General features: G+C 69.8%; 28 protein-coding genes. 18 read left to right on the top strand and 10 right to left on the bottom strand.

Annotation, left to right across the window (positions count from 1 at the left end):
• Window positions 1-49 precede the first annotated feature (49 nt).
• The 4 genes from WS57_RS01015 to WS57_RS01030 form a co-directional block, all read right to left on the bottom strand.
• Window positions 50-688, bottom strand: a complete 639-nt coding sequence (locus WS57_RS01015; RefSeq protein ID WP_059605016.1) for a 2-hydroxychromene-2-carboxylate isomerase — start codon at window positions 686-688, stop codon at window positions 50-52.
• A gap of 198 nt (window positions 689-886) precedes the next feature.
• Entirely contained in the window at window positions 887-1,405 is a 519-nt protein-coding gene (locus WS57_RS01020; protein ID WP_069244321.1) for an SRPBCC family protein, read from the bottom strand.
• A 122-nt stretch (window positions 1,406-1,527) separates the two neighbouring features.
• The gene (locus tag WS57_RS01025; RefSeq protein ID WP_009694958.1) at window positions 1,528-2,013 is read right to left on the bottom strand and encodes an SRPBCC family protein; all 486 of its coding nucleotides are present in this window, start codon (window positions 2,011-2,013) and stop codon (window positions 1,528-1,530) included.
• Window positions 1,985-2,353 (bottom strand): ArsR/SmtB family transcription factor, encoded by a 369-nt coding sequence (locus WS57_RS01030; RefSeq protein WP_009694957.1) that lies wholly within the window; start codon window positions 2,351-2,353, stop codon window positions 1,985-1,987. Before WS57_RS01030 ends, WS57_RS01025 begins: the two co-directional genes overlap by 29 nt.
• Before the next feature lie 211 nt (window positions 2,354-2,564).
• Here WS57_RS01030 and WS57_RS01035 point away from each other — a divergent pair, with 211 nt between their 5' ends.
• Both WS57_RS01035 and WS57_RS01040 read left to right on the top strand, forming a co-directional pair.
• A complete protein-coding gene (locus WS57_RS01035) occupies window positions 2,565-3,095 on the top strand; it encodes a GNAT family N-acetyltransferase (protein ID WP_059519188.1) in 531 nt (176 codons plus the stop codon).
• 65 nt (window positions 3,096-3,160) lie between these two features.
• Window positions 3,161-3,739, top strand: a complete 579-nt coding sequence (locus WS57_RS01040; protein WP_059604958.1) for a hypothetical protein — start codon at window positions 3,161-3,163, stop codon at window positions 3,737-3,739.
• 29 nt (window positions 3,740-3,768) lie between these two features.
• Here the strand turns inward: WS57_RS01040 and WS57_RS01045 are convergent, their stop codons facing one another.
• On the bottom strand, window positions 3,769-4,353 hold the full coding sequence (locus WS57_RS01045) for a TetR/AcrR family transcriptional regulator (RefSeq protein ID WP_059604961.1): 585 nt from the start codon (window positions 4,351-4,353) through the stop codon (window positions 3,769-3,771).
• 335 nt (window positions 4,354-4,688) lie between these two features.
• Between WS57_RS01045 and WS57_RS01050 the strand changes: the two genes are divergently transcribed.
• The gene (locus WS57_RS01050; RefSeq protein WP_069243628.1) at window positions 4,689-5,393 is read left to right on the top strand and encodes an SDR family oxidoreductase; all 705 of its coding nucleotides are present in this window, start codon (window positions 4,689-4,691) and stop codon (window positions 5,391-5,393) included.
• Between the two features lie 90 nt (window positions 5,394-5,483).
• On the opposite strand, the gene fabV is transcribed toward WS57_RS01050, so the two are convergent.
• The gene (gene fabV / locus WS57_RS01055; protein ID WP_059482117.1) at window positions 5,484-6,686 is read right to left on the bottom strand and encodes an enoyl-ACP reductase FabV; all 1,203 of its coding nucleotides are present in this window, start codon (window positions 6,684-6,686) and stop codon (window positions 5,484-5,486) included.
• Here fabV and WS57_RS36730 point away from each other — a divergent pair.
• From WS57_RS36730 to WS57_RS01085, 7 genes are all read left to right on the top strand, one after another.
• Window positions 6,679-6,882 carry a hypothetical protein gene (locus WS57_RS36730; protein ID WP_155774247.1) on the top strand — a complete coding sequence of 68 codons (204 nt, stop codon included), beginning with the start codon at window positions 6,679-6,681 and terminating at the stop codon, window positions 6,880-6,882. The two genes, fabV and WS57_RS36730, sit on opposite strands and share 8 nt — an antisense overlap.
• Window positions 6,883-6,901: 19 nt before the next feature.
• Window positions 6,902-7,435: a GbsR/MarR family transcriptional regulator gene (locus WS57_RS01060; RefSeq protein WP_009694556.1), complete on the top strand. Its 534-nt coding sequence runs from the start codon at window positions 6,902-6,904 to the stop codon at window positions 7,433-7,435.
• Between the two features lie 131 nt (window positions 7,436-7,566).
• Entirely contained in the window at window positions 7,567-8,826 is a 1,260-nt protein-coding gene (locus WS57_RS01065) for an SDR family oxidoreductase (protein WP_059604966.1), read from the top strand.
• Entirely contained in the window at window positions 8,823-9,293 is a 471-nt protein-coding gene (locus WS57_RS01070) for a DUF2269 family protein (RefSeq protein WP_009687287.1), read from the top strand. The genes WS57_RS01065 and WS57_RS01070 overlap by 4 nt, the downstream gene beginning before the upstream one ends.
• Window positions 9,294-9,347: 54 nt before the next feature.
• Window positions 9,348-9,884 carry a hypothetical protein gene (locus tag WS57_RS01075; protein WP_081337570.1) on the top strand — a complete coding sequence of 179 codons (537 nt, stop codon included), beginning with the start codon at window positions 9,348-9,350 and terminating at the stop codon, window positions 9,882-9,884.
• Window positions 9,881-11,329 carry a TIGR01777 family oxidoreductase gene (locus WS57_RS01080; RefSeq protein ID WP_009687285.1) on the top strand — a complete coding sequence of 483 codons (1,449 nt, stop codon included), beginning with the start codon at window positions 9,881-9,883 and terminating at the stop codon, window positions 11,327-11,329. The genes WS57_RS01075 and WS57_RS01080 overlap by 4 nt, the downstream gene beginning before the upstream one ends.
• Before the next feature lie 125 nt (window positions 11,330-11,454).
• Window positions 11,455-12,078: a glutathione S-transferase family protein gene (locus tag WS57_RS01085; protein ID WP_009687284.1), complete on the top strand. Its 624-nt coding sequence runs from the start codon at window positions 11,455-11,457 to the stop codon at window positions 12,076-12,078.
• A gap of 101 nt (window positions 12,079-12,179) precedes the next feature.
• Here the strand turns inward: WS57_RS01085 and WS57_RS01090 are convergent, their stop codons facing one another.
• Window positions 12,180-13,595, bottom strand: coding sequence for a serine hydrolase domain-containing protein (locus WS57_RS01090; protein WP_069243630.1), 1,416 nt, complete (start codon window positions 13,593-13,595; stop codon window positions 12,180-12,182).
• 179 nt (window positions 13,596-13,774) lie between these two features.
• On the opposite strand from WS57_RS01090, the gene WS57_RS01095 reads away from it, so the two are divergent.
• The 5 genes from WS57_RS01095 to WS57_RS01110 all read left to right on the top strand — a co-directional run bounded on the left by WS57_RS01095 (window position 13,775) and on the right by WS57_RS01110 (window position 17,842).
• Window positions 13,775-14,194 carry an HIT family protein gene (locus WS57_RS01095; RefSeq protein ID WP_059604975.1) on the top strand — a complete coding sequence of 140 codons (420 nt, stop codon included), beginning with the start codon at window positions 13,775-13,777 and terminating at the stop codon, window positions 14,192-14,194.
• Window positions 14,195-14,443: 249 nt separating this feature from the next.
• A complete protein-coding gene (locus tag WS57_RS37515; RefSeq protein WP_167361712.1) occupies window positions 14,444-14,608 on the top strand; it encodes a hypothetical protein in 165 nt (54 codons plus the stop codon).
• Between the two features lie 83 nt (window positions 14,609-14,691).
• Window positions 14,692-15,351: a methyltransferase family protein gene (locus WS57_RS01100; protein WP_069243631.1), complete on the top strand. Its 660-nt coding sequence runs from the start codon at window positions 14,692-14,694 to the stop codon at window positions 15,349-15,351.
• Between the two features lie 369 nt (window positions 15,352-15,720).
• The gene (locus WS57_RS01105) at window positions 15,721-16,152 is read left to right on the top strand and encodes a hypothetical protein (RefSeq protein ID WP_040130890.1); all 432 of its coding nucleotides are present in this window, start codon (window positions 15,721-15,723) and stop codon (window positions 16,150-16,152) included.
• Window positions 16,153-17,005: 853 nt separating this feature from the next.
• Window positions 17,006-17,842, top strand: coding sequence for a bifunctional allantoicase/(S)-ureidoglycine aminohydrolase (locus tag WS57_RS01110; RefSeq protein WP_009693238.1), 837 nt, complete (start codon window positions 17,006-17,008; stop codon window positions 17,840-17,842).
• A gap of 139 nt (window positions 17,843-17,981) precedes the next feature.
• On the opposite strand, the gene WS57_RS01115 is transcribed toward WS57_RS01110, so the two are convergent.
• Complete coding sequence (locus WS57_RS01115) at window positions 17,982-18,908, bottom strand: LysR family transcriptional regulator (protein WP_059519206.1); 927 nt, start codon at window positions 18,906-18,908, stop codon at window positions 17,982-17,984.
• 118 nt (window positions 18,909-19,026) lie between these two features.
• On the opposite strand from WS57_RS01115, the gene WS57_RS01120 reads away from it, so the two are divergent.
• The 3 genes from WS57_RS01120 to WS57_RS01130 all read left to right on the top strand — a co-directional run bounded on the left by WS57_RS01120 (window position 19,027) and on the right by WS57_RS01130 (window position 23,408).
• The gene (locus tag WS57_RS01120; protein ID WP_069243632.1) at window positions 19,027-20,463 is read left to right on the top strand and encodes an aldehyde dehydrogenase family protein; all 1,437 of its coding nucleotides are present in this window, start codon (window positions 19,027-19,029) and stop codon (window positions 20,461-20,463) included.
• Window positions 20,464-20,670: 207 nt separating this feature from the next.
• Complete coding sequence (locus WS57_RS01125; protein WP_069243633.1) at window positions 20,671-22,788, top strand: penicillin-binding protein 1A; 2,118 nt, start codon at window positions 20,671-20,673, stop codon at window positions 22,786-22,788.
• An 8-nt stretch (window positions 22,789-22,796) separates the two neighbouring features.
• Window positions 22,797-23,408, top strand: coding sequence for a trimeric intracellular cation channel family protein (locus WS57_RS01130; RefSeq protein ID WP_069243634.1), 612 nt, complete (start codon window positions 22,797-22,799; stop codon window positions 23,406-23,408).
• 67 nt (window positions 23,409-23,475) lie between these two features.
• On the opposite strand, the gene WS57_RS01135 is transcribed toward WS57_RS01130, so the two are convergent.
• On the bottom strand, window positions 23,476-24,315 hold the full coding sequence (locus tag WS57_RS01135) for a heme ABC transporter ATP-binding protein (protein WP_059604989.1): 840 nt from the start codon (window positions 24,313-24,315) through the stop codon (window positions 23,476-23,478).
• A gap of 74 nt (window positions 24,316-24,389) precedes the next feature.
• Window positions 24,390-25,478, bottom strand: coding sequence for a FecCD family ABC transporter permease (locus WS57_RS01140; protein WP_059604992.1), 1,089 nt, complete (start codon window positions 25,476-25,478; stop codon window positions 24,390-24,392).
• Window positions 25,479-25,484: the final 6 nt, after the last annotated feature.

A 25,484-nucleotide genomic window follows, 5' to 3' on the forward strand; every position in this document is an offset into this window, starting at 1 on the left:
TCGGGTTCGCCCGCGTGGCCTGCGCGCGCGTCCGCAGGCGCCGGTGCGATCAGCCGCGCCGGATGCCTTCGGGCAGCGCGCTGATGCGACGGACCTCGGGCGAGTCGAGCCACGCGCGCGAGGTGGCGCAGTCGACGAACATCGCGGTCGCGTCTTCGCCCCAGAACAGGTCGCCGTCGAGTTCGAAGGTCGGCACGCCGAACACGCCGTGCGCGATCGCCTGATCGGTGTTCGCGCGCAGCGCGTCCTTCACCGGCTGCGCGTCGACGGCGCTCACGCCTTCCGGAAAACCGACCGCGTCGCACAGCGCGGCGAAGCCTTCCGGCGACGCGACATCGTGGCCATCGCGCCAGATGTGCCGGAAGATCTGCCGGATTGCGTCGAGCGAGCCGCCCATCGCGATCGCGAGGCGCAGCGGCCGGATCGGGTTGAACGGGTGGGCGGGCGGCATCCGGAACGGGATGCCGAGCTTGTCCGCGCGATATTGCGCGTGGCGGTAGGTGAAGATGCGCTTCGCGGCGATCTCCGCGGGCGCCTTCTGCCCCCAGTGCGAGAGCAGCGCGCCGAGCACGATCGGTTTCGGCTCGAAGCTGGCAGCGGGCGGCAGCCGGTCGAACTGTTCCTGCTGCAGGTAGGCGAACGGCGAAACGAAATCGAAATACCACGTTGCGGTGCGCGCAGCGTTCATCGGGCGGGTCTCCTCGTGCATGTCCGGATCAAGACGGGCGTCGGCCGGATCACGGGGCGGTCGACGCTCGCGGGTGACGGCCAGTGTCGCATGGTCCCGTGCTGCGCGTCGCGCGGCGGCCGGATGCGGCGGTGGCAGGGCGGCATGTGCGCCGGACGTCGTGCGACGCGCAGCGACCTGCACGGCCTCCGGGCCGGGCTACGACCGCGGCCGGCCCTCGCCACGCTCCACCAGCGCCGCCAACCTTGCGAGCGCCATGCGCCAGCCCGTCTCGTTGTCGGCGGCCGGTACGCCGGGCGGCACGCCGTCATGCGTGGCGTCGACGCGCGTGCCGCCGTCCTCGTCCGACAGCGTGATCGTGATCGTCATTGCGCCGCGCAGCATCGGGTCGTCGGTTTCGAATACATCGATTTCGACGATCCGCTCGTCCGGCACGAGCGTCACGAAGCGGCCGTGATAGGTGTCGGTGTGCGAGGCGGTCTTGCCGACGCCTGCTGCAGAGTCGCCCGCCGCAGGATCGCCTGCCGCAGGCGCTTCATAAGTCAGCGAGACGCGCAGCGCGCCGCCTTCGCGCGCGTCGTACGCATGCACGCGGCACGTCATGCCGTCGGGCACCTTCCATTGCTCGACCGCGTGCGGATCGAGCAGCGCGCGGTAGACGCGCTCGCGCGGTGCATTGACGTGCCGGCTGATTCGGGTCGAGTGCGCATGCAACATGGCCGCCTCCTCCGGAGCGCGCGGCGGCGCGGGCTGCATGCCCGCGTCCGCGGCGGTCCTGTGTCGAATCGTAGGCGCGCGCGCGGCGCCATGCAATGGCGGCGCAGTGCGCCCGCCGCCGTTCAGCGCAGCGTGGCGGCGAAGTCGTCCAGTTGCGTGATGCAGATGTTCCAGCCCTCGAAAAAGCCGAGCGCTTCGTGGCGATCGCGCGTCGCCGCGTCGGGATGCATCACGCGCGCCTCGTAGCGGCAGCCCGCGTCGTCGTCGGCCATCGTGACGATCGCGGTGAAGCCGAGCCACGGCACCTGCGGCCGCCAGCCGCCGGTCAGCATCGACGTGAATGCGATGCGCGATTCGGGCACGATCTCGAGAAAGCAGCCCGGGTTGTCGCTCGTACCGCCGTCGGGGCCGCGCATGAAGGTGTAAAAGGCGCCGCCCGGCCGCAGCTCGAACGCGCGAACTTCGGTCGTCCAGGGTTTCGGGCACCACCATTCCTTCAGCAGTGCGGGATCGGTCCATGCGCGCCACAGCGCGCTGCGCGGCGCACGCAGCGTGCGCGTGATCACGAGGTCGCGGCTTTCATCGGGTTCGACGTGGCTTGCTGACATGCGCTTGCTCCTCCTGGTGACGGCGTTCGACGAATTCGACGAGACGGTCCGAGCGCGCTTCCCACAGCGCGCGCTGCGCGGCGAGCCACTGCTCGGCCTCGGTCAGCCGGCTGCCGACCAGTTCGCAGGTGCGCGAACGGCCGGTCTTGCGGGTCCGGACCAGGCCGCTTCGCTCGAGCACGGCGACATGCTTCATGAACGACGGCAGCGCCATGTCGAACGGCGCCGCCAGCGCGGAGACGGTCTGCTCGCCGCGACCGAGCGCGCCGACGATCGCGCAGCGCGTCGGATCGGCGAGTGCGTGGAATACGTCGCTGATGCCGGGTTGAAAGTTAGCCATGAGGCTAAGTATAGGCGGTGCGACGGCGCGGTGCAGCGGGAATTTTCATCGCGTAGCATGATGGGGCGGCAACGCGCGCGGATCGAGCGGTGCGTTGCCGCAGGCCCGCTGCCGTTGCGCGTGTCGCGCGCGTCGCCGGCGGGCTGTTTGCTTGCCGAACCGGGCCGTGCCGATTCCCGAGCGCATGCGCCTGCCGACTACCGGAGTGCGAATGACCGAACCTGTTACCGTGCGTCGCGTCGAGGCGCGCGATGCGATGGCCTGCGTCGATGCGCTGGCCGACGTGCTGATCGATTGCGTCGAAGGCGGCGCATCCGTCAGCTTCATGCTGCCGATCGCGCGGCCGACCGCCGTCGCGTTCTGGACGCGCGTGGCCGAAGGCGTCGCGAACGGCGAACGCATCCTGCTGATCGCGGAAGACGCGGCGGGCCGGATCGTCGGCACCGTGCAGGTCGTGACCGCGCAGCCGGAGAACCAGCCGCACCGCGCGGATATCGCGAAGATGCTGGTCGCGCGGCACGCGCGCCGCCAGGGTGTCGCCGCGCGGCTGATGGCCGCGGCCGACGCGGCCGCGCGCGAGGCCGGCAAGACCGTGCTGGTGCTCGATACCGTGACCGGCAGCGACGCCGAGCGGCTCTACGAGCGGGCCGGCTGGCAGCGCGTCGGCGTCGTGCCGAACTATGCGCTGATGCCTGATGGCGTGCCGTGCGCGACGACGTTCTTCCACAAGCAACTCGCGTAGCGGCGGCGTGCGTGGTCCCGCCGCACGCCAACCGTCACCTGGCCGATCGAATCCCGAACCATCCGATGAAACGTACCCATGTCGCGCTGGCTATCGCCGGCCTGCTCGTCGCGCTGCCGATCGCCGCCTATGCGTTCGTCAAGCCGTTGCGCGTCGTCGCGCCCGCGCTGCTGCCCGGCGTGTCCTGCCCGCGTGCGGACATCTGCATCGACGATCCTGCGAAGCTCGGCGCCGCGCAGCGCCTGTACGACGACGGCGCCGCGCGCGCGGCGGCGGCGGTCGGCGCGTTCCGGCAGGCGCCGCGCGTGGTGTTCTGCTCGACCCGCGCATGCGCCGATCAGTTCGGCCTCGGCGAACGGGCGGCGCTGACGCTCGGCGATTTCGGCGTGGTCGTCGCGCCGCGCGGCTGGCAGACCTTCTTCGTCGCGCACGAACTGATTCACCACCGCCAGGCCGAAGTGCTCGGCAACGTGGCCGTCGCGACCAAGCCGCGCTGGCTGATCGAGGGGATGGCCTATTCGCTCAGCGGCGATCCGCGCCATCCGCTGAAGGAACCGTTCGAGGCGTGGCGCGCACGCTTCGACGCGTGGCATGCGACGCTCGGCGCGCAGCCGCTGTGGGACGCCGCGCGCGCGGTCGAATAAGGGGCCGCCGGGTGCGCGGGCACCGCGCATCACGCCGGCGCGGACGGCGCGTCGGGCGAATCGACGAGCGCCTGGCGTCCCGCGTCGAGGATTTCGTCGGCGAATCCCGGATCGACGCCGGCGACCGCGCGCGACAGCACGAGCGTGCCGACCATCTGGCTGAACATCGCGATCGCGTCGCGGCGGCTTTGCTGCGCCGTCGCGCCGTCCGTGGCGACCTTTCCGGCGAGCCGGTCGAGATACGCGGCCAGGCCCTGCGCATAGCAGGCGCGCGCCGCGTCGGTCAGGCGCGGCGCGTCGCCCGCGAAGCCGGACAACGGGCAGCCGGCTTCGACGTTGTCGCGATGCGCGGCCGACAGGTACGACGCGACCTGCTGCGCGACGCTGCCGGCACCCGGCGAATCCGCGCGGTCCGCCATCGCCTTTTCCAGCACCGCCGCGACCAGCGCGTCCTTCGACTTGAAATGGTTGTAGAAGCCGCCCTGCGTGAAGCCGGCTTCCTTCATCAACTCCGTCAGCCCCACCGCCTCGACGCCGCGTGCGCGGAACAGCCGCTCGGCGGCCGCGACGATCGCGCTGCGGTTTTCGGCGGCCTGCTGTCTCGAAACGCCCATCGATCCCTCCCTGATTTCGCCGATCGCGTCGATTGAAAAACACAATGGTGATCACCATTGACGTGCCCGAGTCGCGCCGGCACAATGCCTCGCAAAGACAATGGCGATCGACATTGACATCGAGTGTAGCCGACTTCGCGACCGACGCGAAGCGGGCTGCGCGGCAGCAGGGCGATCGCCGCGGTCTTGGGCGTCGGCAGGGCGGCAGATCGGTGCGAGCGCCGGCCCGTCGTCGACGCAACGGTTCGGGTACGCATCGGCAAGTTCGTTTCCACCGGATTTCACGCGCGCGGCGAGCCGGCGCGCAGGCGATCCATCACGCGAAAGGAAGGACCATGAAGATCGAAGGGGCAGTCGTTTTCGTCACGGGCGCAAACCGCGGGCTCGGCCGCGAATTTGCGAGGCAGGCACTCGAAAGAGGGGCGCGCAAGGTGTATGCGGGCGCGCGCGATCCGGCCAGCGTGACGCTGCCGGGCGTCGTGCCGGTGAAGCTCGACGTGACCGATCCGGCGTCGGTGGCCGAGGCCGCCGAGGCGGCGCGCGACGTCACGCTGCTGATCAACAACGCGGGCATCGCGCGGCTCGGCAGCCTGACGGACGACGGCGCGGTGGTCGCGCTGCGCGATCACTTCGAAACCAACGTGTTCGGGATGCTCGCGATGGTGCGCGCGTTCGCGGGCACGCTGGCCGGCCACGGCGGCGGCGCGATCCTGAACGTGCTGTCGGTCGCGAGCTGGGTGAACCGGCCGATCCTGTCGGGCTACGGCGTGTCGAAGTCGGCGGCGTGGGCGCTGACCAACGGCCTGCGTCATTCGCTGCGCGAGCAGCACACGCAGGTCGTCGGGCTGCATGCCGGTTTCATCGATACCGACCTGACGCGCGGGCTGGACGTGCCGAAGGCGACGCCGGCCGACGTCGTGCGCCAGGCGTACGACGCGATCGAGGCAGGCGCGGAGGAAGTGTCCACCGACGAGTTCACGCGGCAGGTGAAGGCCGGATTGTCGGCGGGGATCTATCTGCAGGAAGGCGCGCCGCTTTGACGGCGCGACCGGCGAGCGGGGCGGATGGCCCGCCGGCGCTCGCCGCTCGCCTGCCGCGCGCGAGTGCGCGGGCGGCAGGCAGGCGTGCCGTCAGGCCGTGACGTCGATGAGGCCCGGGATCTTCACGTCCGGGTTCACGTCCGCGTCGTAGTCGACGCCGGCGATCTCGAAGCCGAACAGGCGCAGGAAGTCGGTCTTGTAGCCGGCGAAATCGGTCAGCTCGTACAGGTTGTCGTTTGTGACCTGGTCCCACAGCGCGACGACCTTCGCCTGCACCTGCGGATCGAGTTCCTTGTAGTCCGCGCGCAGGCGGCCTTCGGCGTCGACGTGCGGCGTCGCGCCGTACAGGCTGTCCTTCAGCAGCCCGTACACCTGCTCGATGCAGCCTTCGTGCGTGCCCGCTTCCTTCATCACCTTGAACAGCAGCGACAGGTAGAGCGGCATCATCGGGATCGCCGAGCTCGCCTGCGTGACGACGGCCTTCAGCACCGACACGCGTGCGTCGCCGCCGTGCGCGGCCAGCTTGTCGCGGATCGACAGCACCTTCCGGTCGAGATCCTTCTTCGCTTCGCCGATCGAGCCGTTCCAGTAGATGTCGTGCGTGATCTGCTCGCCGAGATACGTGAACGCGGTCGTCTTCGCGCCGTCGGCCAGCACGCCGGCCGCGTCGAGCGCGTCGATCCACATCTGCCAGTCCTCGCCGCCCATCACCGCGACGGTGCCGTCGATCTCTTCCTGCGTCGCGGCCTCGAGCACGGTTTCGCGGATCACTTCCTTGTCGGTGTCGATGCCGCGGAAGCTGACCGACTTGCCGATCGGCTTCAGCGTCGAGCTGATGGTTTCGCCGGTCTTCGGATGCGTGCGGCGCGGCGCGGCGAGGCTGTAGACGACGAGGTCGACCTTGCCGAGATCCTGCTTGATGGTGTCGATCGTGACCTGCTTGACCTTGTCGGAGAACGCGTCGCCGTTGATGCTGCGCGCGTAGAGGCCCTTTTCCGCCGCGAACTTCTCGAACGCGGCGCTGTTGTACCAGCCGGCCGTGCCGGGCTTGGTGTCGCTGCCGGCGCGCTCGAAGAACACGCCGAGCGTGTCCGCGCCCGCACCGAATGCGGCCGAGATCCGGGCGGCGAGGCCGTAGCCGGTCGACGCGCCGATCACGAGCACCTTCTTCGGACCATTGGCGATCGGGCCGTGCGAAGTCACGTAGTCGATCTGTTCCTTGACGTTGGCTTCGCAGCCGACGGGATGAGTCGTCACGCAGATAAAGCCACGCACGCGCGGTTTGATGATCATGGAAACCTCTTGTCTGAAAGGCGGCAACGGCCTGAAAACGGAAAAATTCCCGCGCATTGTAAAGGAAGCGGCGGATCGCTGGCGGGCATGGCGGCGCGCGCCGCGTGCCCGCGCGTCGGGACAGCCGGGGTCGGACCAGTGCGGGCGCGCATCGGGCAGCAACTCCGGTTATTTCTCTCTTGACAGAAATAACTGAAAAGCCTAAATTTCGCGACATGGAACTCACACCGATTGCCGAACGATTCATTCTTCACTGGGGCGAGATGGGCTCGCGGTGGGGCGTGAACCGCACCGTGTCGCAGATTCACGCGCTGCTCTATCTCGCCGGCCGGCCGGTTGCGGCCGACGAGATCGCCGAGACGCTGAACGTCGCGCGCTCCAACGTCAGCACGAGCCTGAAGGAGCTGCAGGCATGGCGGCTCGCGAAGGTCGTGCATGTGCTGGGCGACCGCCGCGATCATTTCGAGACGTCGACCGACATCTGGGAACTGTTCAAGCTGATCGTCGAAGGGCGGCGCCAGCGCGAGATCGAGCCGACGCTCACGGTGCTGCGCGATTGCCTGACGAGCCCGGAGATTGCCGACGAGAGCCGCGAGACCGAGCAGCGGATTCGCGACACGCTCCAGTTCGTCGAGACGCTGACGACCTGGTCGGACGAGATGCTGCGGCTCAAGCCCGATACGCTGATGAAGGCGCTCGGCATCGGCGCGAAGATCAGCCAGACGGTCAGGCGCAAGCCGTCGAAGTAACCCGTGCGGGCGGCAGCCCGCTTTTTTTGCGGCGAATATTTCTGTCCGTACAGAAATAACTGTAAATAGAGGATGAAAATGAACAGGTCCGTCCCGCCGGTCTCGCGGTTCCCCGCAGCGGAGCGTGCGCCATGAACGTGCTCGTTTGCGGCGCGAACGGCTTTATCGGGCGGGCGCTGTGCGCGCAGCTCGAAGCGCGTGGTCATCGCGTGCTGCGCGGTGTGCGCGAAGCGGCCGGCCCGCGCGACATCGCGATCGATTTCGCGAAGGACGTCGACGTCGAGCCGTGGCTCGACCGGCTGGCGCGGCATGGCGTCGAGGTGGTCGTCAATGCGGTCGGCATTCTCGGCGACCGGCGCGGCGCGACGCTCGACACCGTGCATCGCGCGGCGCCCTGTGCATTGTTCGCGGCCTGCGTTCGCGCAGGCGTGCGGCGCGTGATCCAGATCTCGGCGCTCGGCGTCGAGCGCGGCGACTCGCGCTATTTCGCGAGCAAGCTCGCGGCCGATCGCTTCCTGCGCACGCTGCCGCTCGATACGCGGATCGTGCGTCCCGCACTCGTGTACGGCACGGACGGCGCATCGGCGCGGTGGTTCCGGATGCTCGCGAGCCTGCCGGTGCACGGGCTGCCGGCCGGCGGCCGCCAGTTGCTGCGTCCCGTGCATCTCGACGATCTCGCCGAATGCGTCGCGCGGCTCGTCGATGCGCCGGCGCGCGGCCATGCGATCGTCGACGTGGTCGGCGGCGACGAAGTCGAGTATCGCGAGATGCTGGGCGCCTATCGCGCCGCGATGGGGCTGCCGCCGGCGCTGCGCGTGACGCTGCCCGGCGCGCTGGTCGGTGCGGCAGCCGCGCTGTCGGGGCTGATGCCGGGCGCGATGCTGACGCGCGACACGTGGACGATGCTGCGGGCCGGCAACACCGGCGATCCGGCCGCCACGGCCGCGCTGCTCGGGCGGCCGCCGCGCGGGATCCGCACCTTCGCCGGCACGGACGCGGCCGCGCTGCGGCGCGACGCGCTGGCGATGTGGCGCAGGCCGCTGCTGCGGGGCGCGCTCGCGATCGTATGGATCTGGACGGCCATCGTCAGCGCATTCGTCCATCCGCTGAACGACAGCCTCGCGCGGCTCGCGCTCGCGCACCTGACCGGGCTGCCCGCGCAGGTCGCGCTCTATGCGGCGTGCGCGCTGGATTTCGCGTTCGGTGTTGCGACCGTCGCCGCGCCGTCGCGCCGCCTGTGGCTCGCGCAGGGCGCGCTGATCGTCGCGTATTCGGCCGTCATCGCGGTCACGATGCCCGGCCTGCTGGCCGAGCCGTTCGGACCGGTGCTCAAGAACGTGCCGATTCTCGCCATCCTGTTGATCCTGCTTGCCGAAGAGGAACGCTCGTGAATACCTATCTCGTCGTCAAGACGCTGCACATTCTCTCGTCGGTGCTGCTGGTCGGCACCGGGTTCGGTACCGCGTTCTACCTGTTCTTCGCGAACCGCACGCGCTCGGTGCCGGCGATCGCGGCCGTGTCGCGCCTCGTGGTGCGCGCCGACTGGTGGTTTACGACCCCGGCCGTGATCTTCCAGCCCGCGTCCGGGCTGTGGCTCGCGCATACGGCCGGCTGGCCCTGGCATGCGCCGTGGCTCGCCGCGTCGCTCGTGCTGTACACGATCGCGGGCGCATGCTGGCTGCCGGTCGTGTGGCTGCAGATCGAGCTGGCCGCGATGGCGAAGCTCGCGCACGCGAACGGCGACGCCGCGCTGCCGGAGCGGTACTGGCGCTATGCGAAGCGCTGGGAGCGGCTCGGCTATCCGGCGTTCTTCGCGATGCTGGGCGTCTATTTCCTGATGGTGCTCAAGCCGATGTGACGGGTGGCCGACGCATCGGATCGCGGTTGCCGAAATAAAAAAGGAGTGCAAAGCATGAAGGCTGATCAACTGGTGCTGTATTTCGACGGCCGGTGCCCGTTATGCGTGGCGGGAATGCGGCGTCTCGGCGCCTCGGACACGCAGCGCCGGATCCACGAACACGACCGCGCGCGCCGCGTCGCGGTGACCTGGATGGTCGGGGCGGCGATCGCGCACCTGCTCGTCGGTGCGGCGCTGCCGTGGATCGCCGCTTCGCCGCTGCTCGACGGCTATCACGTCGGCATCGAACGACACTTCTGGGCAACCGCTGCGCCGATCCCGGCGCGCCTTCAGCAGCTCTGGTGGATATCGCTGCTCGGCGCGACGCTGCAATGCATGTCGATCTGGATGCTGGCGCTCGTGCATCTCGGCAACCGGCTGCGCCGGCCGGCCGTATGGGGATGGCTGCTCGCCGGCCTGCTGGTCTGGGCGCCGCAGGACCTGCTGATGTCGTGGCGCGCCGGTATCGGGATCAATATCGCGGCGGACGTGGCGGCACTGGCCGCGCTGGTGCCGCCGCTCGTCTGGCTGTGGAGGAGGGACGCCGCATGAACACCTTGCCTGCCTTCGAGTGGGCCATCGACCTGCTGATCGTGCAGGGCGCGATGGGCGCGTTCGACACGCTCTATCATCACGAGCTCACGCAGGACCTGCCGCACCGGCCGCATGCGCGGCTGGAACTCGCGATCCACGCGGTGCGGTCGGTGCTCTACGGTCTCGTGTTCGCGGCGTTCGCGCAGCTCGCGTTTCACGGCGCATGGGTGGCGGCCATCGCGGCCGTGCTGAGCGTCGAAGTGCTACTGACGCTGTGGGATTTCGTCGTCGAGGACCGCAGCCGCAAGCTGCCGGCGACCGAGCGCGTGCTGCATACGCTGCTGGCCGTCAACGGCGGCGCGCTGATCGGCCTGTATGCGATGCAGCTCGCCGACTGGGCGCAGGCGCCGACCGCGCTGCATGTCGTCGATGCCGGATGGCGCGGCGCGCTGCTGACCGTATTCGCGATCGGCGTGACCGCGTCGGGCATCCGCGACGGCATCGCCGCCTGCCGGAGCGCGCCGCGCGCGCCGGTCGCCAATCCGTTCGACGGACTGTCGCCCGGCAACGTGCTGGTTACCGGCGGCACGGGTTTCATCGGCGAAGCGCTCGTCAACCGCCTGCTCGACGCCGGTCACACGATCACGCTGCTGACGCGCGATCCGCTGCGCGCGGCATACCAGTTCCACGGGCGCGTGCGCGGCGTGACGTCGGCCGCGCAGCTGCATCCGCACGAGCGGTTCGATACGGTCGTCAATCTGGCCGGCGCACCGGTGCTCGGCGCGCGCTGGAGCAAGCGCCGGCAGGCGCTGCTGCTCGCCAGCCGCGCCGGCGTCACGCGCGCGCTGATGCAATGGGTCGAGACCGCCGAAGTCAAGCCGCGCACGTGGATACAGGCGTCCGCGATCGGCTACTACGGCGTGCGCGCGCCCGATGAGCGGATCGACGAAAACGGCCGCGCCGGCAGCGGATTCATGTCCGAGCTGTGCCGGCAATGGGAGGCGGCCGCGCAGCCGCTGGCGCGTCACGGCGTGCGCACGGTCGTGCTGCGGCTCGGCATCGTGTTCGGCCCCGGCGGCGCGTTGCGGGCGATGCTGCTGCCGCACTATGTCGGCGTCGGCGGCCGTCTCGGCGACGGTGCGCAGGTGATGAGCTGGATTCACCGCGACGACGTGCTGCGGATCGTCGCGCGCGCGATGTCGGATCCGCACATGCAGGGCGTCTACAACGCGGTTGCGCCGGCGGCGCTGAGCCAGCGCGAATTCGTGCAGCTCGTCGCGAAGGTGCTGCGCCGCCCCGCATGGCTGCATCTGCCGGCCGCGCCGCTGCGCTGCGCGATGGGCGAAATGGCCGAACTGTTGCTCGACGGGCAGCGCGTGATGCCCGCGCGGCTGCAGCAGTACGGCTTCGTGTTCCGGTTCCCGACCGCCGAGCACGCGCTGCGCGACCTGACCGGGCGGTAGGGCGCGGTCGCGGGCCGTCGAGGGGCTGTGGTTTTCGACGAGGTCGTGTATAACTCCGACGGTAAGGCGTCCGCGGCGCTCGCGCGTCGCGGACGCTCCGCATCCCGACCTCACAAGGAGCCCGCATGCTGCAGATACTCGGCAAGATCCCGTCCATCAACGTACGCAAGGTGCTGTGGCTGTGCGCCGAGCTGAACCTGCCGTTCGAACGCGAGGACTGGGGCTCGGGCTTCCGCTCGACCGACGATCCGGCCTATCTCGCGCTGAATCCGAACGGCCTCGTGCCGGTCATCAAGGACGGCGATTTCGTGCTCTGGGAATCGAACACGATCCTCCGCTATCTCGCGAACCGCTATGGCGACGCGTCGCTTTATCCGGTCGAGCCGCAGGCCCGCGCGCGGGTCGATCAATGGATCGACTGGCAGGGATCGGACCTGAATCGCGCATGGCCGCCCGCGTTTCTCGGCCTTGTCCGCAAAGCGCCGGAGCATCAGGATCCGGCCGCGATCGCGCAGTCGATCGCGAACTGGACGAAGCACATGCGCGTGCTGAACGCGCAGCTCGAGGCGACCGGTGCGTTCGTGGCCGGCGATCGGTTCACGCTGGCCGATATTCCGATCGGCCTGTCGGTGAACCGCTGGTTCGGCACGCCGTTCGAGCACCCGGACTTCCCGGCCGTGACCCGCTATGTCGAGCGGCTCGCGACGCGCGAAGGATTCAAGACTTACGGCGGCAGCGCGAACCCCTGACGGCGCGCGCGGCATCGGCGGCCGGGCGCAGGGGCGGGAGGCAGTCGATACCTGGGCCGGTCGCGCCCGCGCCGCGCGCCTGCGCGATACCCCGATACCCGTTATCCGCCGGCCGGCGGCAGTGCGTCGAGCACGCGCGCGAGAAACGCCTCGTGATTCCACGCGGATTCGGGACGCGACAGCCCGAGCCGCACGACCACCAGCTGCCGGCTCGGCACCACGCTGACGAACTGTCCTTCGTGACCGACCGCATGAAACGCGTCGGCCGGCATCGCGCGCGCATGCGGATCGCGATCGTTGAACGGTTCCGGCACCTTGACCCACAGATGCGCGCCGAATTCCTGCCGCGGCGACAGCGGCGTCGCGCTCGCCATGTAGCGCACCCAGCCCTCCGGCAGCCGCCGCTGTCCGTTCCATACGCCGTCCTGCAGCAGAAGTTGCCCGAAGCGCGCCCAGTCGCGCGCGCTCGCATACATGAACGACGCGCCGGCCAGCGTGCCGGCCGCATCGGGCTCGAACACGGCGCTGCGCATCCCGAGCGGCGCGAACAGCGCGCGCCGCGGGAACGATAGGGCGTCTTCCCCGCCGCCCAGCGCGTCGCGCATCACGCGCGCGACGATCTCGGTCGTGCCGCTCGAGTAGTACCACTGCGTGCCGGGCGGCGCGACGAGCGGCATGGCCGCCGCGAAGCGCGCGGTATCGGCTTGCGTGAACAGCATCACGGCGACATCGGACAGCGGGTCGTCGTAGTCCTCGTTGAAGTGCAGGCCGCTCGTCATCCGCAGCAGTTCGTCGAGCGTGATGGCCGCGCGCGGGTCGCCGCGGCCGCGCCATTCGGGCAGCAGCGCCGACGCGTCCGGCGACAGCCGGTGCTGCGCGACGAGTGTGCCGATCAGCGCGGCCGTCACGCTCTTCGTCATCGACCAGCCGGGCAGCGGCGTGTCGGCGGTGAAGCCGGGCGCATAGCGCTCGGCGATCACCTGGCCGCGCCACATCACGACGACCGCGCGCGTGCGGCGCGGTCGCGCCGGATCGGGCTCGTCGAATGCGCGGTCGAGCGCCGTCCGCAGCTTGCGCGCGTCGACGCCGGCAGGCGGCGCGGCAGGCGGCCCGGAGCGGGCCGGCGGCGGATCGTCGGGCGGCGGATCGGGGAGCGGCGGCAGCGCGGCCGGCAGCGCACCGGGCGACGGCCCGAGCACGAGCGTGCAGCCGAGGCCGGGGCGGAATTCGGCGTCGCGTTCGGCGAAGCCGGCGAAGGTGGCGCGGGCGCGATGATGTTCGGCATCGATCGACGGCCGCACCAGCTTCAGCAGCGGATGCACGCCGGCCATGATGTCGATGTCGATCACCGAGGCGGCCGGCCGGCCCGATACGAACACGCCGGAACACAGCGCCTTGGCCGCATAGCCGGTGGCGATCGGGGCGAGCCGCGACAGCATGTAGCCGGCATAGCCGAGCGCGGCGACGAGCGCGACCGCAAGGCCGCGTCGAATCAACGGTTTGACGGGGATCGTCATGCGCGAGCGTCCTCGATGGCGTGCCGGCCGGCAACGATCCGGCAGTGTCGCAGGTTCGGGCGACGGGTGGCAATCGCGGCTGTGTGACGCGCGGCGCCGGCGAGTTGAAATCGGGCCGCGCATCGGCCGATAATCGTCCGACATCGATCTCCCAGCCAAACCGATACCGGAAAAAAGCCATGTCCTACGACAACAACAACCCGTTCGCAAAAATCCTGCGCGGCGAACTGCCATGCGTGAAGGTCGCCGAAGACGACGCGACGGTCGCGATCATGGACCTGATGCCGCAGGCCGACGGCCACGTGCTCGTGATCCCGAAGGAGCCCGCGGCACAGATCTTCGACCTGTCCGGCGATGCGGCCGCGGCGAGCATCCGCATGACGCAGCGCGTCGCGGCGGCGGTGCGCGCGGCGCTCGAACCGGACGGCATGTTCATCGGCCAGTTCAACGGCGCGGCGGCGGGCCAGACGGTCGCGCACGTGCACTTCCACGTGATTCCGCGCTCGGAAGGCGTCGAACTGCGGATGCATGCGCGCGACATGGCCGATGCGGCGACGCTCGAATCGATCGCGCAGCGTATCCGCGCGCATTTCGTGTAAGGCTTGCACGGCGGCGGGGCCGCGCCGGTCGGCTGCCACGCCGCTGCCATCTGTTTCAGCGGTCATGCGAGGTAATACGTGTAACCGCGCACGAAACGCGGCCCGGAAAGCCGCGCGCTAGACTCGGCGCATTGCTTCATCGAGCGACGGGAAGGCGGATCGCCGCTTCGTCCGGCCGCCGCGCACCGCGGCGGCGCGGCCTTCGCGAGATGCCCTTCGTCTTTCGTGTTCAGCGCCGGGATCCGAGCCATGACCAGACTTCTCCTCACGCTTGCCCTGATCGGCGGCCTGTCCGGCTGCTATGTCGCACCGCCTTTCGGGTATGCGCCCGCGCCGGCCTACTACGGCTATGCGCCGGCCTATTACGCACCGCCGATCAGCGTCGGCATCGGCGGCAACTTCCGGATTCGCTGAGCGTCCGGCGCGCGACGCGCCGCCTCCGCATCGTCCGCCGGGTTCCTATACTTCACAGGAAAACGCATCCCGGCGAGGCAGCCATGACCCTCACGCCCAAGATGGCGATCCTGTCGAGCGTGTCCACGCTCGTCTACCTCGGGCTCGCCGTGCTCGGCATCGGCGGGTTCGCGGCCTTCTTCTCCCATCCGCCGCTGGTCGTCATCGTCGTCGCGACGCTGGCGATGGCCGTCGTCGCGATGTTCACCGAAGGCAACCTGAGCGCCGGCGAGCGCGAAAGCCGCGACAACCGCTGGGTGCTCGCGGCATTCGCGCTGCTCGGATTGCTGCTCGCGTACCTGCCCGCGCTGACCGACCGGCTCGATTTCTGGACGTTCGACGGCGATACGCTGCGATGGATCGGCGTGGTGCTGTATGTCGCGGGCGGCGCGCTGCGCATCTGGCCGGTGTTCGTGCTCGGCAAGCGCTTCAGCGGGCTCGTCGCGATCCAGCCCGGCCATGCGCTGGTGACGGACGGCATCTACCGCCGCATCCGCAATCCGAGCTATCTCGGCCTGCTCGTCAATTCGGTCGGCTGGGCGTTTGCGTTCCGCTCGGGCGTCGGCGTGCTGCTGGTCGCGCTGATGCTGGTGCCGCTCGTCGCGCGCATCCGTGCCGAGGAGGCGCTGCTGCGCGCTCATTTCGGCGGCGAATACGAGGCCTATTGCGCGCGGACCTGGCGACTGGTTCCCGGCCTGTACTGAGCGTTCCACTGCCGTCCGGCAACGGACGAGCGCCGGCGTCGTCGCGTGCGGCATGCGCGGCCTCCGGTGTCGCGACCGCGCGACACCGTGCCAGGCCGGCTTCCCGCTTCGGAGGGACGGAACCCGTATTGAAGCCCGTGCCGACGCGGGTTTCAGCCGGTATGTCCGGCTCGGTGTATACCCGCCTTTTCCGTAAACAACTTGTTACCAGAATCCCGGGGTCAAGACCGCGGGAGCGGTGCTATTCTTCGCCGCAAGCTCATTGAAATGAATTGGTCCGGGGTTCGGCACAATGCCCGAATCGGCGTCGATCGGTTCAAATCACCGTACCGAGCGCTCCTTCGATAACCAACCAGGAAGAATACGGGCATGTGGAAGAAGATCGCCCCCACTCTCGTCGTCGCCGCTTTCGTCGGCGCGACTTCGCTGCCGGCAGCAGCTAGCGATTTGAACAATGCGCTTGGCGGCGCGCTCGGCGGGGTAGCCGGCGCAGCCGTGGGCGGCGCGGTCGGCGGCAGCACCGGCTCGGTGATCGGCGGCGCGATCGGCGGCGGCGCAGGCGGCGCCGTGACGTCGAACCGTCGCGAGCGCACCGGCGCGATCATCGGCGGCGCCCTGGGCGGCGGCGCGGGCACCGCAGCCGGCAACGCGATGGGCGGCCGCTCGGGCGGCCTGATCGGCGCGGCCCTGGGCGGCGGCGCAGGCGCGGCGCTCGGCGGCAACATGTCGCGCAGCGCATCGCGCGACGGCGATCGCGGCTATCGCCATCGCAAGCATCGCCATCACCGCGACTGGGACTGATCGCAGCGGGTGCAGCGCGGCGTGCGACCGGCACGCCGGCGCGCCCAAGCGGATCGCGTCCGACGCGTGACCCGGCCCGGCGCCATCAGCCGGGCCGCGATCGCCGGTCCGACAGGACCGGCAGCCTCTTCCGGTTTCAGCAGTGTTCGCCGTATGCCTGATCGACGGCCCGGCATCTTCCCCTCCCGACCGATTCCCCCGTTTTCCGAACGACACGCGCTGCCACGCATGATCCGGCATGGCTGGCGAACCGTCTTCGGCGTTCCGTGCGACGTGTTGCAGGATCCCGAGCCGACGGCTGTCCGCGCGCGGGAATGACGACTCTCTTCCCGTCCACGCACGCGCATCTGCAACCTGCGTAACCAGATGTATCGCGCGCGCCGTCGCGTCCTCGGCATGACCGCGAGCCAGCGCGTCGCGCACGTCGCCGTCGCCCCGCATCGACTGCGCGATCTGCCCGGTTCGCACGCATGCCGTTCCCGCTTTCGGACCATGCGATCGTCGGCGGCAAGTAGTGGGAAATCGAATGCAATCCATCGCAACATTTAATTGGTCGATCGCGATCGACTTCGCTATCGTCGATGCTGCCCGCGTACGGAATCGAACCGTGCCGTCCCCGCGCCTCGCCGCATGACCCCGAGCGTCGCGACCCGGCGTGCGGCCCGTCAAGCAAGGGCCGCACGGCCCGGCGAAGCGGACGGGCCCGTCGCGAAACCTGGCCGACCGAACGAAGGCGCAAGCGCCTTCAAACGTCCCCGGCAACGATATCCCGCCGCCGCGTGCGCCCCCCGCGCGCGTGCCGCCCCGATGCCGTTTGCCGCCGGGCCGGACCAACCCATTGCCTGGAAGCATTATGTCGAAGACAACGTATTACGCGCCGCACGGCGGCCACCCGCCGCAGACCGATCTGCTGACCGATCGCGCGATGTTCACCGAGGCGTACGCGGTCATTCCGAAGGGGGTGATGCGCGACATCGTCACGAGCTGGCTGCCGTTCTGGACCAACACGCGCCTGTGGGTGATCGCGCGTCCGCTGTCGGGCTTCGCCGAGACGTTCTCGCAGTACATCGTCGAAGTGAACCCGGGCGGCGGCAGCGACAAGCCGGAGCAGGACAAGAACGCCGAAGCCGTGCTGTTCGTCGTCGAAGGCGAGGCCGAGCTGACGCTGCAGGGCGGCAAGCACGTGCTGAAGCCGGGCGGCTACGCGTTCATTCCGCCGGGCGCGGACTGGACGCTGCACAACGTCAGCGATGCCGCCGTGCGTTTCCACTGGATCCGCAAGCACTACCAGGCCGTCGACGGCATTCCGCTGCCGGAAGCATTCGTGACGAACGAACAGGACGTCGAGCCGATTCCGATGCCGGGCACCAACGGCGCGTGGGTGACGACGCGTTTCGTCGACATGAGCGACATGCGTCACGACATGCACGTGAACATCGTGACGTTCGAGCCGGGCGGCGTGATTCCGTTCGCCGAAACGCACGTGATGGAGCACGGCCTGTACGTGCTCGAAGGCAAGGCCGTCTATCGCCTGAACCAGGACTGGGTCGAGGTCGAGGCGGGTGACTTCATGTGGCTGCGCGCGTTCTGCCCGCAGGCCTGCTACTCGGGCGGCCCCGGCCGTTTCCGCTACCTGCTGTACAAGGATGTGAACCGCCACATGAACCTGACGCTGAATCCGGCACGCTGAGCGCGTCGCACGCAGCTGGATTCGAAAGCCCGCCGGTGTATGCCGGCGGGTTTTTTCTTTGTGCGGTATCCGTTTCGCCGATCGGGCGCTTTGGCGATCGCGGCCATGCGCTCGCCGGAACGCGACGCCCGGTCCCGCATCATCCGGCCCGGCTGCCGGGCCACGATACCTCGCTCAGGCGCAGTTCGTGGACGAGGTCGATGAGCGCGCGCAAGCGCGCCGGCACGAAGCGGTGCCCCGAGTAATAGAGCCTCAGCCCGCCGAACGACGGGCACCACGGCGCCAGCACGGGCACCAGCGCGCCGCGCTTCAGCTCGTCGTCGATGAACCACTCCGAAATGAAGCCGATGCCGAGCCCGAGCAGCACCGCCTGCTTGATCGCGGCCATTTCGTTGAGCGCGAGCCGCACCGGCAGATCCATGCGCAGCTTCTCGCCCTTGCGCTCGAGCTCCCAGTGATAGATGCCGCCGTGCGACATGCGCATGCCGATGCTGCGGTGCGCCAGCAGATCGCGCGGATGCCGCGGCGTGCCGTGGGCCTTCAGGTAGTCGGGCGTCGCCACCACCAGCATGCGGATATCGCGCGACAGCGGCACGGCGATCATGTCCTGCGGCACCGACTCGGCCAGCCGGATGCCGGCGTCGAATCCTTCGGCGACGACGTCGATCATCCGCGACTCGCTGACGATGTCGATGCGCACGTCCGGGTAGCGCTGCGCGTATCGGTAAAACAGCGGCTCCATCAGCAGGAACGCCGCGCCTTGCGGCGCGTTCACGCGCAGCGTGCCGCTCGGCGTGTCCGAGCCGGTGCCGGCTTCCTCGCCGGCGCTGCGGATTTCATCCAGCGCGGGCGCGATGCGCGTCACATAGCGTCGGCCCGCGTCGGTCAGCGACACGCTGCGCGTCGAGCGGTTGAACAGGCGTACCGTCAGGCGCGCTTCCAGTCCGGCTACGGCGCTGCTTACCGCCGTGGTGGACATGCCCAGCTCCAGCGCCGCGCCGCGAAAGCTGCTGCGGCGCGCGAGGGCGAGGACCACTTCCAGTTCGGTCATACCGGTGCGATGCATTGATTGTCCCGATTTTCAGGATGATTCATCAGCAATAAGGCGGCTTATCAGAACGGTAACGTAATCCTAGACTGCATGCCACGACAGTTTTTCGGATACGCGCAAAGGAGTCCGCAGCATGGAACGCATCGAACACATCTACATCGACGGCGCATTCGTGACACCGCACGGCCGGGCGTGGTTCGACCTGCACAACCCGAGCACCGAGCAGGCGATCGGCCAGGTCAGGCTCGGCGACGAGCAGGATGTCGAACGCGCAATCGCCGCGGCCAAGGCCGCATTTCCCGGCTGGTCGCGCACCACGCGGGAGGAACGCATCGCGGCGCTCACGCGCATGCACGAGGCCGTCGTCGCGCGCGAAGACGACCTGATGCAGGCCATCGTGACCGAATACGGCGCGCCTTCCGTGCGCTGCCGCTGGATGGCGACCTATCCGGCGGATGCGATCCTGCAGGCCATCGCCGCGCTCGAATCGTTCGCGTTCGAGGAGCAGGCCGGCACGGCCCGCGTGATCATGACGCCGGTCGGCGTCGCCGCACTGATCACGCCCTGGAACAGCAACGCGGGCTTCATCTGCAACAAGCTCGCGACCGCGCTGGCCGCCGGTTGCACCGCCGTCATCAAGCCCAGCGAGATGAGCGCGATGCAGACGCAGATCGTCGCCGAAGCGCTGCACGCGGCCGGCTTGCCCGAGGGCGTGTTCAATATCGTCAACGGGCGCGGCGACGTGGTCGGCGAGGCACTGTCGCGCAGCCCCGACATCGCGAAGCTCTCGTTTACCGGCTCGTCCGCGGTGGGCGAGCATCTGGTGCGCGCGGGCGCGGCGACGATGAAACGCGTGACGCTCGAGCTGGGCGGCAAGTCGCCCACGGTGGTGCTCGACGATGCGGATTTCGCGCGCATCATGCCGCTCGTTTTGCAGGCGGGATTCGCGAACAGCGGCCAGGCATGTATCGCGGGCACGCGCGTGCTGGTTCCGCGCAGTCGGCTCGACGAGTTCGAGGGCATCGCGAAGGAAGCGGTGTCGCGCATCGTCTCCGGCGATCCGCGCCACGCCGATACCGATATCGGGCCGATGGTCAGCGCAAGGCAATGGGAGCGGGTGCAGAACTACATCCGCATCGGGCAGGAAGAAGGCGCGGTGCTGCTCGCGGGCGGCGAAGGGCGGCCCAAAGGCGTGCAGGCCGGCTGGTTCGTGAAGCCGACGCTGTTCTCGCGCGCCGACAACAGAATGCGCATCGCGCAGGAAGAGATCTTCGGCCCCGTGCTGACCATCATTCCGTACGACGACGATGCCGATGCGATTGCGATCGCCAACGATACGCGCTATGGCCTGAGCGCCGTGGTGCTGGGCCAGGACCACGAACGGTGCGAACGCGTGGCGCTGCAGATCGATGCGGGCCGCGTGCTCGTCAATACGCTCGCCCACGAGCCGCGCGCACCGTTCGGCGGCTTCAAGCATTCGGGGCTCGGCCGCGAAATGGGCCGGTGGGGCATGAGCGCCTATCTGGAGCCGAAGACCTTGCTCGGGGCGGCGGCAAGCCAGGGCGAGTGAGCGCGGGTGTGCGGCGCGTTCGCGTTTCGTCGTGGCGGGCGCATCGCGTGCCGTGGGCCGCGGCCTTTCCTAAATAAAATTTAGTCAGCCCAACTTTGGCTAAAGAAGGTTCCGGTTTGCCGGCATCCCTTCGACAATGCGCGCCTTCCGCGATGGACGGGCGCGTGTTGCGCACCGGCCGTCGCGGCCTCGAAGAAGGAGCCCGACATGACCGACCACACCGCTAGCCCTCCTCCGCCGCCCGCGCCGCCGCGTCGTCGACGCGTATGGCGCACGCTCGCCGGGGCGCTGCTCGGCCTGACGCTCACCTGCGCCGGCATCGGCGCGTGGACCGTCCATCGCATCTGGACGCGGTTGCCGTCCGTCGAGCATCTGGCGGTCTACCGGCCCGCGCTGCCGCTGCGGATCTTCGCGCGCGACGGCGAACTGCTCGCCGAATACGGCGTCGAGCGCCGCGAGTTCGTGCCGCTCGAACGCATCCCGCCGCTGATGCGGCAGGCGCTGCTCGCGGCCGAGGACGCGCAGTTCTACCAGCACGGCGCCGTCGATCCCGGCGGCCTCGCACGCGCGACGTTCGCGAACCTCGTGACGCGGCAGCCGGGGCAGGGCGGCAGTACGATCACGATGCAGGTCGCGCGCAATTTCTACCTGACGCGCGACAAGGTGCTGAGCCGCAAGCTCGCCGAGATCCTGATGGCCTACAAGCTCGAACGCGAATACAGCAAGGACAAGCTGCTCGAGCTGTACATGAACGAGATCTATCTCGGCGAGCGCGCGTACGGTTTTGCGGCGGCCGCGAACGTGTATTTCGGCAAGCCGCTCGACGCATTGAGCGCCGGCGAAGCGGCCGTGCTCGCGGGGCTGCCGAAGGCGCCGTCGGCGTTCAATCCGGTCGTCAACCCGGCGCGCGCGACCGCACGGCGCAACTACGTACTCGGGCGCATGCATGCGCTCGGCGAACTCGACGACGCGACCTATCGGGCGGCCGTCGATGCGCCGCTCGCACTGTCGACCACGCCGCCGCCAGGCATCGTCGCGGCGCCGTACGTCGCCGAACGCGCGCGGCGCATGATGGTCGAGCGTTTCCACGACGACGCTTATACGCTCGGCCTCGACGTGACGACGACGGTGTCGATGCGCGACCAGCACGCGGCCGAAGCCGCGCTCGATCGCACGCTGCGCCGGCAGCCCGCGAAGCGCGACCGGCTCGAAGGCGCGCTGGTGTCGCTCGACGTCGCGACGGGCGACATGCTCGCACTCGTCGGCGGCGCGGATTTCAGCCGCAACGTGTTCGATCATGCGCTGCAGGCGTATCGCCAGCCGGGGTCGAGCTTCAAGCCGTTCGTCTATTCGGCGGCGCTCGAGAAGGGCTATTTCCCGGGCGTGCTGGTCGACGACACGCAGCGCACGCTGACGCCGGCGGAAACCGGTGCGCGGCCGTGGCGCCCGCGCAATTTCGGCAACGATTACGAGGGCTTTATCGCGGTGCGGCGCGGGCTCGTGCGCTCGAAGAACCTCGTCGCGGTCAGCCTGATGCAGGCGGCCGACGCGCGCTACGTGCAGCAGCATGCGATGCGTTTCGGTTTCGACGCGCCGCGCAACCCGGCGTCGCTGCCGCTCGCGCTCGGCGCGGGCGCCGTGACGCCGCTCGAACTCGCGAGCGCCTACGGCGTATTCGCGAACGGCGGCGTGCGGACCGAGCCGCGCCTGATCCTGTCGGTGAAGCAGCGGCACGGCAGCGTGCTGTACGACGCGCCGGCGCCGGACGGCACGCGCGTCGTGTCGGCGCGCAACGCGTTCGTGATGGACAGCATGCTGCGCGACGTCGTGCGCGCCGGCACCGCGCGCGGCGCGCTCGCGCTGCGCCGCGACGACGCGGCCGGCAAGACCGGCACGTCGAACGGCTCGAAGGACGTATGGTTCGCCGGCTATTCGTCGGGCGTCGTCGCGGTCGCATGGCTCGGCTACGACACGCCGCGCTCGATGGGCCGCGCGACCGGCGCGACGCTCGCGTTGCCGGTCTGGCTCGACTACATGAAAGCGGCCGTCGACGGACGCACGCCGATCGACACGACGCCGCCGCAGGACGTCGCGCTCGTCGACGGCGACTTCGTCTACGCCGAATACCTGCACGGCACCTGCACGGCCGATGTGCCGCCGTTCATCCGCAGCCGTTTCGCGTGCGGCGGTGCGTCCGTCGCGGCGGCGTCGGATGCCGGCGCGGCGGACAGCCGTCGCGGCGCGCAGACGAGCGAGCCGATGCCCGCGGCGGTCGATGCGGCCGAACGCGAGCGCGTGCTCGACCTGTTCCGCACCGAGGACTGAGGCGCGACATGCATACGCTTTATCTGATCGCGATCGTCGCGGAAGCGATGTCGGGCGCGCTGATGGGAATGCGGCGCGGGATGGACCGCTTCGGGCTCGCGCTGGTGGGCGCGGTGACGGCGCTCGGCGGCGGCACCGTGCGCGACGTGCTGCTCGGCCACTATCCGCTCGGCTGGATCGCGCATCCCGAATACCTGGTGATCACGCTGGTCGCGGCGACGGTCGCGTCGTGGGCTGCGCGGCACGTCGCGAGAATGAAGACGCTGTTCGTCACCGTCGACGCGATCGGCCTCGCGGCGTTCACGATCATCGGCTGCGACATCGGTGCATCGACCGGCGCGGCGTCGATCATCGTCGTGCTGGCCGGCGCGATCACGGGCGTGTGCGGCGGGATGCTGCGCGACCTGCTGTGCAACGAGATGCCGCTGATCCTGCGCGAGGAGCTGTATGCGAGCGTCGCGTTCGTGACCGGCGCGCTGTATGTCGGAATGCAGCAGCTCGGCGTCGATGCGCGTTTCGCGACGGTGTGCGCGCTCGCGGCGGGGTTTGCGATGCGGATGCTCGCCGTGCGCTTCGGCTGGAAGATGCGCAGCTTCGGCGTCGCGGACGTCGAGCGTTGAGCGCGAAGCGCACGCCGGACCGCTTCACCCCCCGTCGCGCACGACCGCCCGATATCCCGATGCGGCGTCACGCCGGCACCATGACCGGCGGCGAACCGTCGCCGGTTTCCACCATCTTCACCGTGAATCCGTAGCAGCGCGCGATATGCGCGGGCGTCATCACGTCGCGCGGCGCGCCGTGCGCGACGATCGTGCCGTCGGCGAGCATCGCGATCGTGTCCGCGTGACGCGCGGCCAGGTTCGGGTCGTGGACGATCGCGAGCACGCCGAGCCGCCATTCGCGCGCGACCGTGCGCACCGTATCGAGCAGCCGGTGCTGGTGGGCGAGATCGAGGGCGGCGGTCGGTTCGTCGAGCAGCAGGTAGCGCGGGGCCGCCGCGTCGCGGTCGTCCGCAGCTTCGGTATCGTCGGCCGGCCACAGCTGCGCGAGCACGCGCGCGAACTGCACACGCGCCAGTTCGCCGCCGGACAAGGTCGTCACGTCGCGGCCGACCAGCGCGTCGGCGCCCGCGCGTTCGAGCGCGTGCCACGCGATGTCGCGATCGCGGCGCGACGTTGCGCCGCTGCGTCGCGCATGCGGATAGCGGCCGAGCAGCACGATTTCGTCGACGCTGAACGGAAACGCCGGCTGCGCGGCCTGCGGCAGCACCGCGCGCAGGCGCGCGAGCCGGGGCGCGTCGATGCGTGCGAGCGATTCGCCGTTCAGCGTGACGTCGCCCGTCACGCGCACGCCGTTCGGCGCGACGCTGCCGGTCAGCTCGCCGGCGAAGGTTTTCAGCAGCGTGCTCTTGCCGGCGCCGTTGCGGCCGAGCAGCGCGGTGACGCGGCCCGGTTCGATCGACAGCGACAGGTCGTGAAGAATCGCGTGATGTCGACGCGCGACGTCGAGATGGTGGACGGTCAGCATGGTCGTGTGGCAAGGGTGGGAGCCGGCCTCCGCTCAGCGGCGAGCGCAGGCCCGGGCATGAGCGGAAACAGGCGCTAGCCGCCGAGCGCGCCGCGGCTTTTCCACAGCAGCGCGAGAAAGAACGGCGCGCCGAGCAGGGCGGTCAGCACGCCGAGCGGAATCTCGGCCGGCGCGGCGACGGTGCGCGCGGCAAGATCGGCGGCGAGCGTCAGCAGCGCGCCGAGCAGCGCGGCGCCGGGCAGCACGATCCGCTGGTCGGGCCCGCATGCGAGGCGCACGCAGTGCGGCGCGACGAGCCCGATGAAGCCGATGATGCCGGCGCACGACACGAGCGCGCCGATCGCGAGCGCGACCGCGACGAGCACGCGGCGCTTGAGGCGCTGCACCGGCACGCCGAGGTGCAGCGCCTCGGTTTCGCCAAGCTGCAGCGCGTTCAGCGCCTCGCGTTCGCGCGCGAGCAGCACGCAGCCGAGCGCGACGCACGGCGCGACGGCCGCCAGCGCCGACCATTGCGCGCCGCCGAGGCTGCCGAGGCTCCAGAACGTCAGCGAGCGCAGCTGCGCATCGTCGGCGACGAAGGTGAGCAGCCCGATCGCCGCGCCCGCCAGCGCGTTGATCGCGATGCCGGCAAGCAGCAGCAGCGGTAACGCGAGCCGCCCGCGCGACGCGGCGAGCCGGTAGACGAGCGCGGCGACCGCGAGCGCGCCGGCAAACGCGGCGATCGGCAGCGCGGCCGCGTTCACGTGCGCGGCGAACAGCGCGGGGCCGAGCACGATCGTGGTCGTCGCGCCGAGCGCCGCGCCGCTCGATACGCCGACGAGCCCCGGATCGGCGAGCGGATTGCGGAACAGCGCCTGCATCGCGGCGCCGGCCGCGCCGAAACCGCCGCCGACGAGCAGCGCGAGTGCGACGCGCGGCGCGCGGATGTCGAACAGTACCGCGCGCGCCTGTCGTGCGGCCGGGTCGCCGCTCAGCGCGGCCCACGCTTCGGCCAGCGGAATGCGGTAGGCGCCGACGCACAGCGCGACGACGGACATCGCGCCGACGAGGATCGCGAGCACGACCAGCGCGAGCGGCGCATGGCGGCGCGACGCGCCGAGGCGCGCGGCGCCGCGGCGGCCGGCGTGCGACGACGCGGGAAACGGAGAAGCATGAGCGGGCATCGGGAC

The organism is Burkholderia pseudomultivorans (genome assembly GCF_001718415.1).
GTDB lineage: Bacteria > Pseudomonadota > Gammaproteobacteria > Burkholderiales > Burkholderiaceae > Burkholderia > Burkholderia pseudomultivorans_A.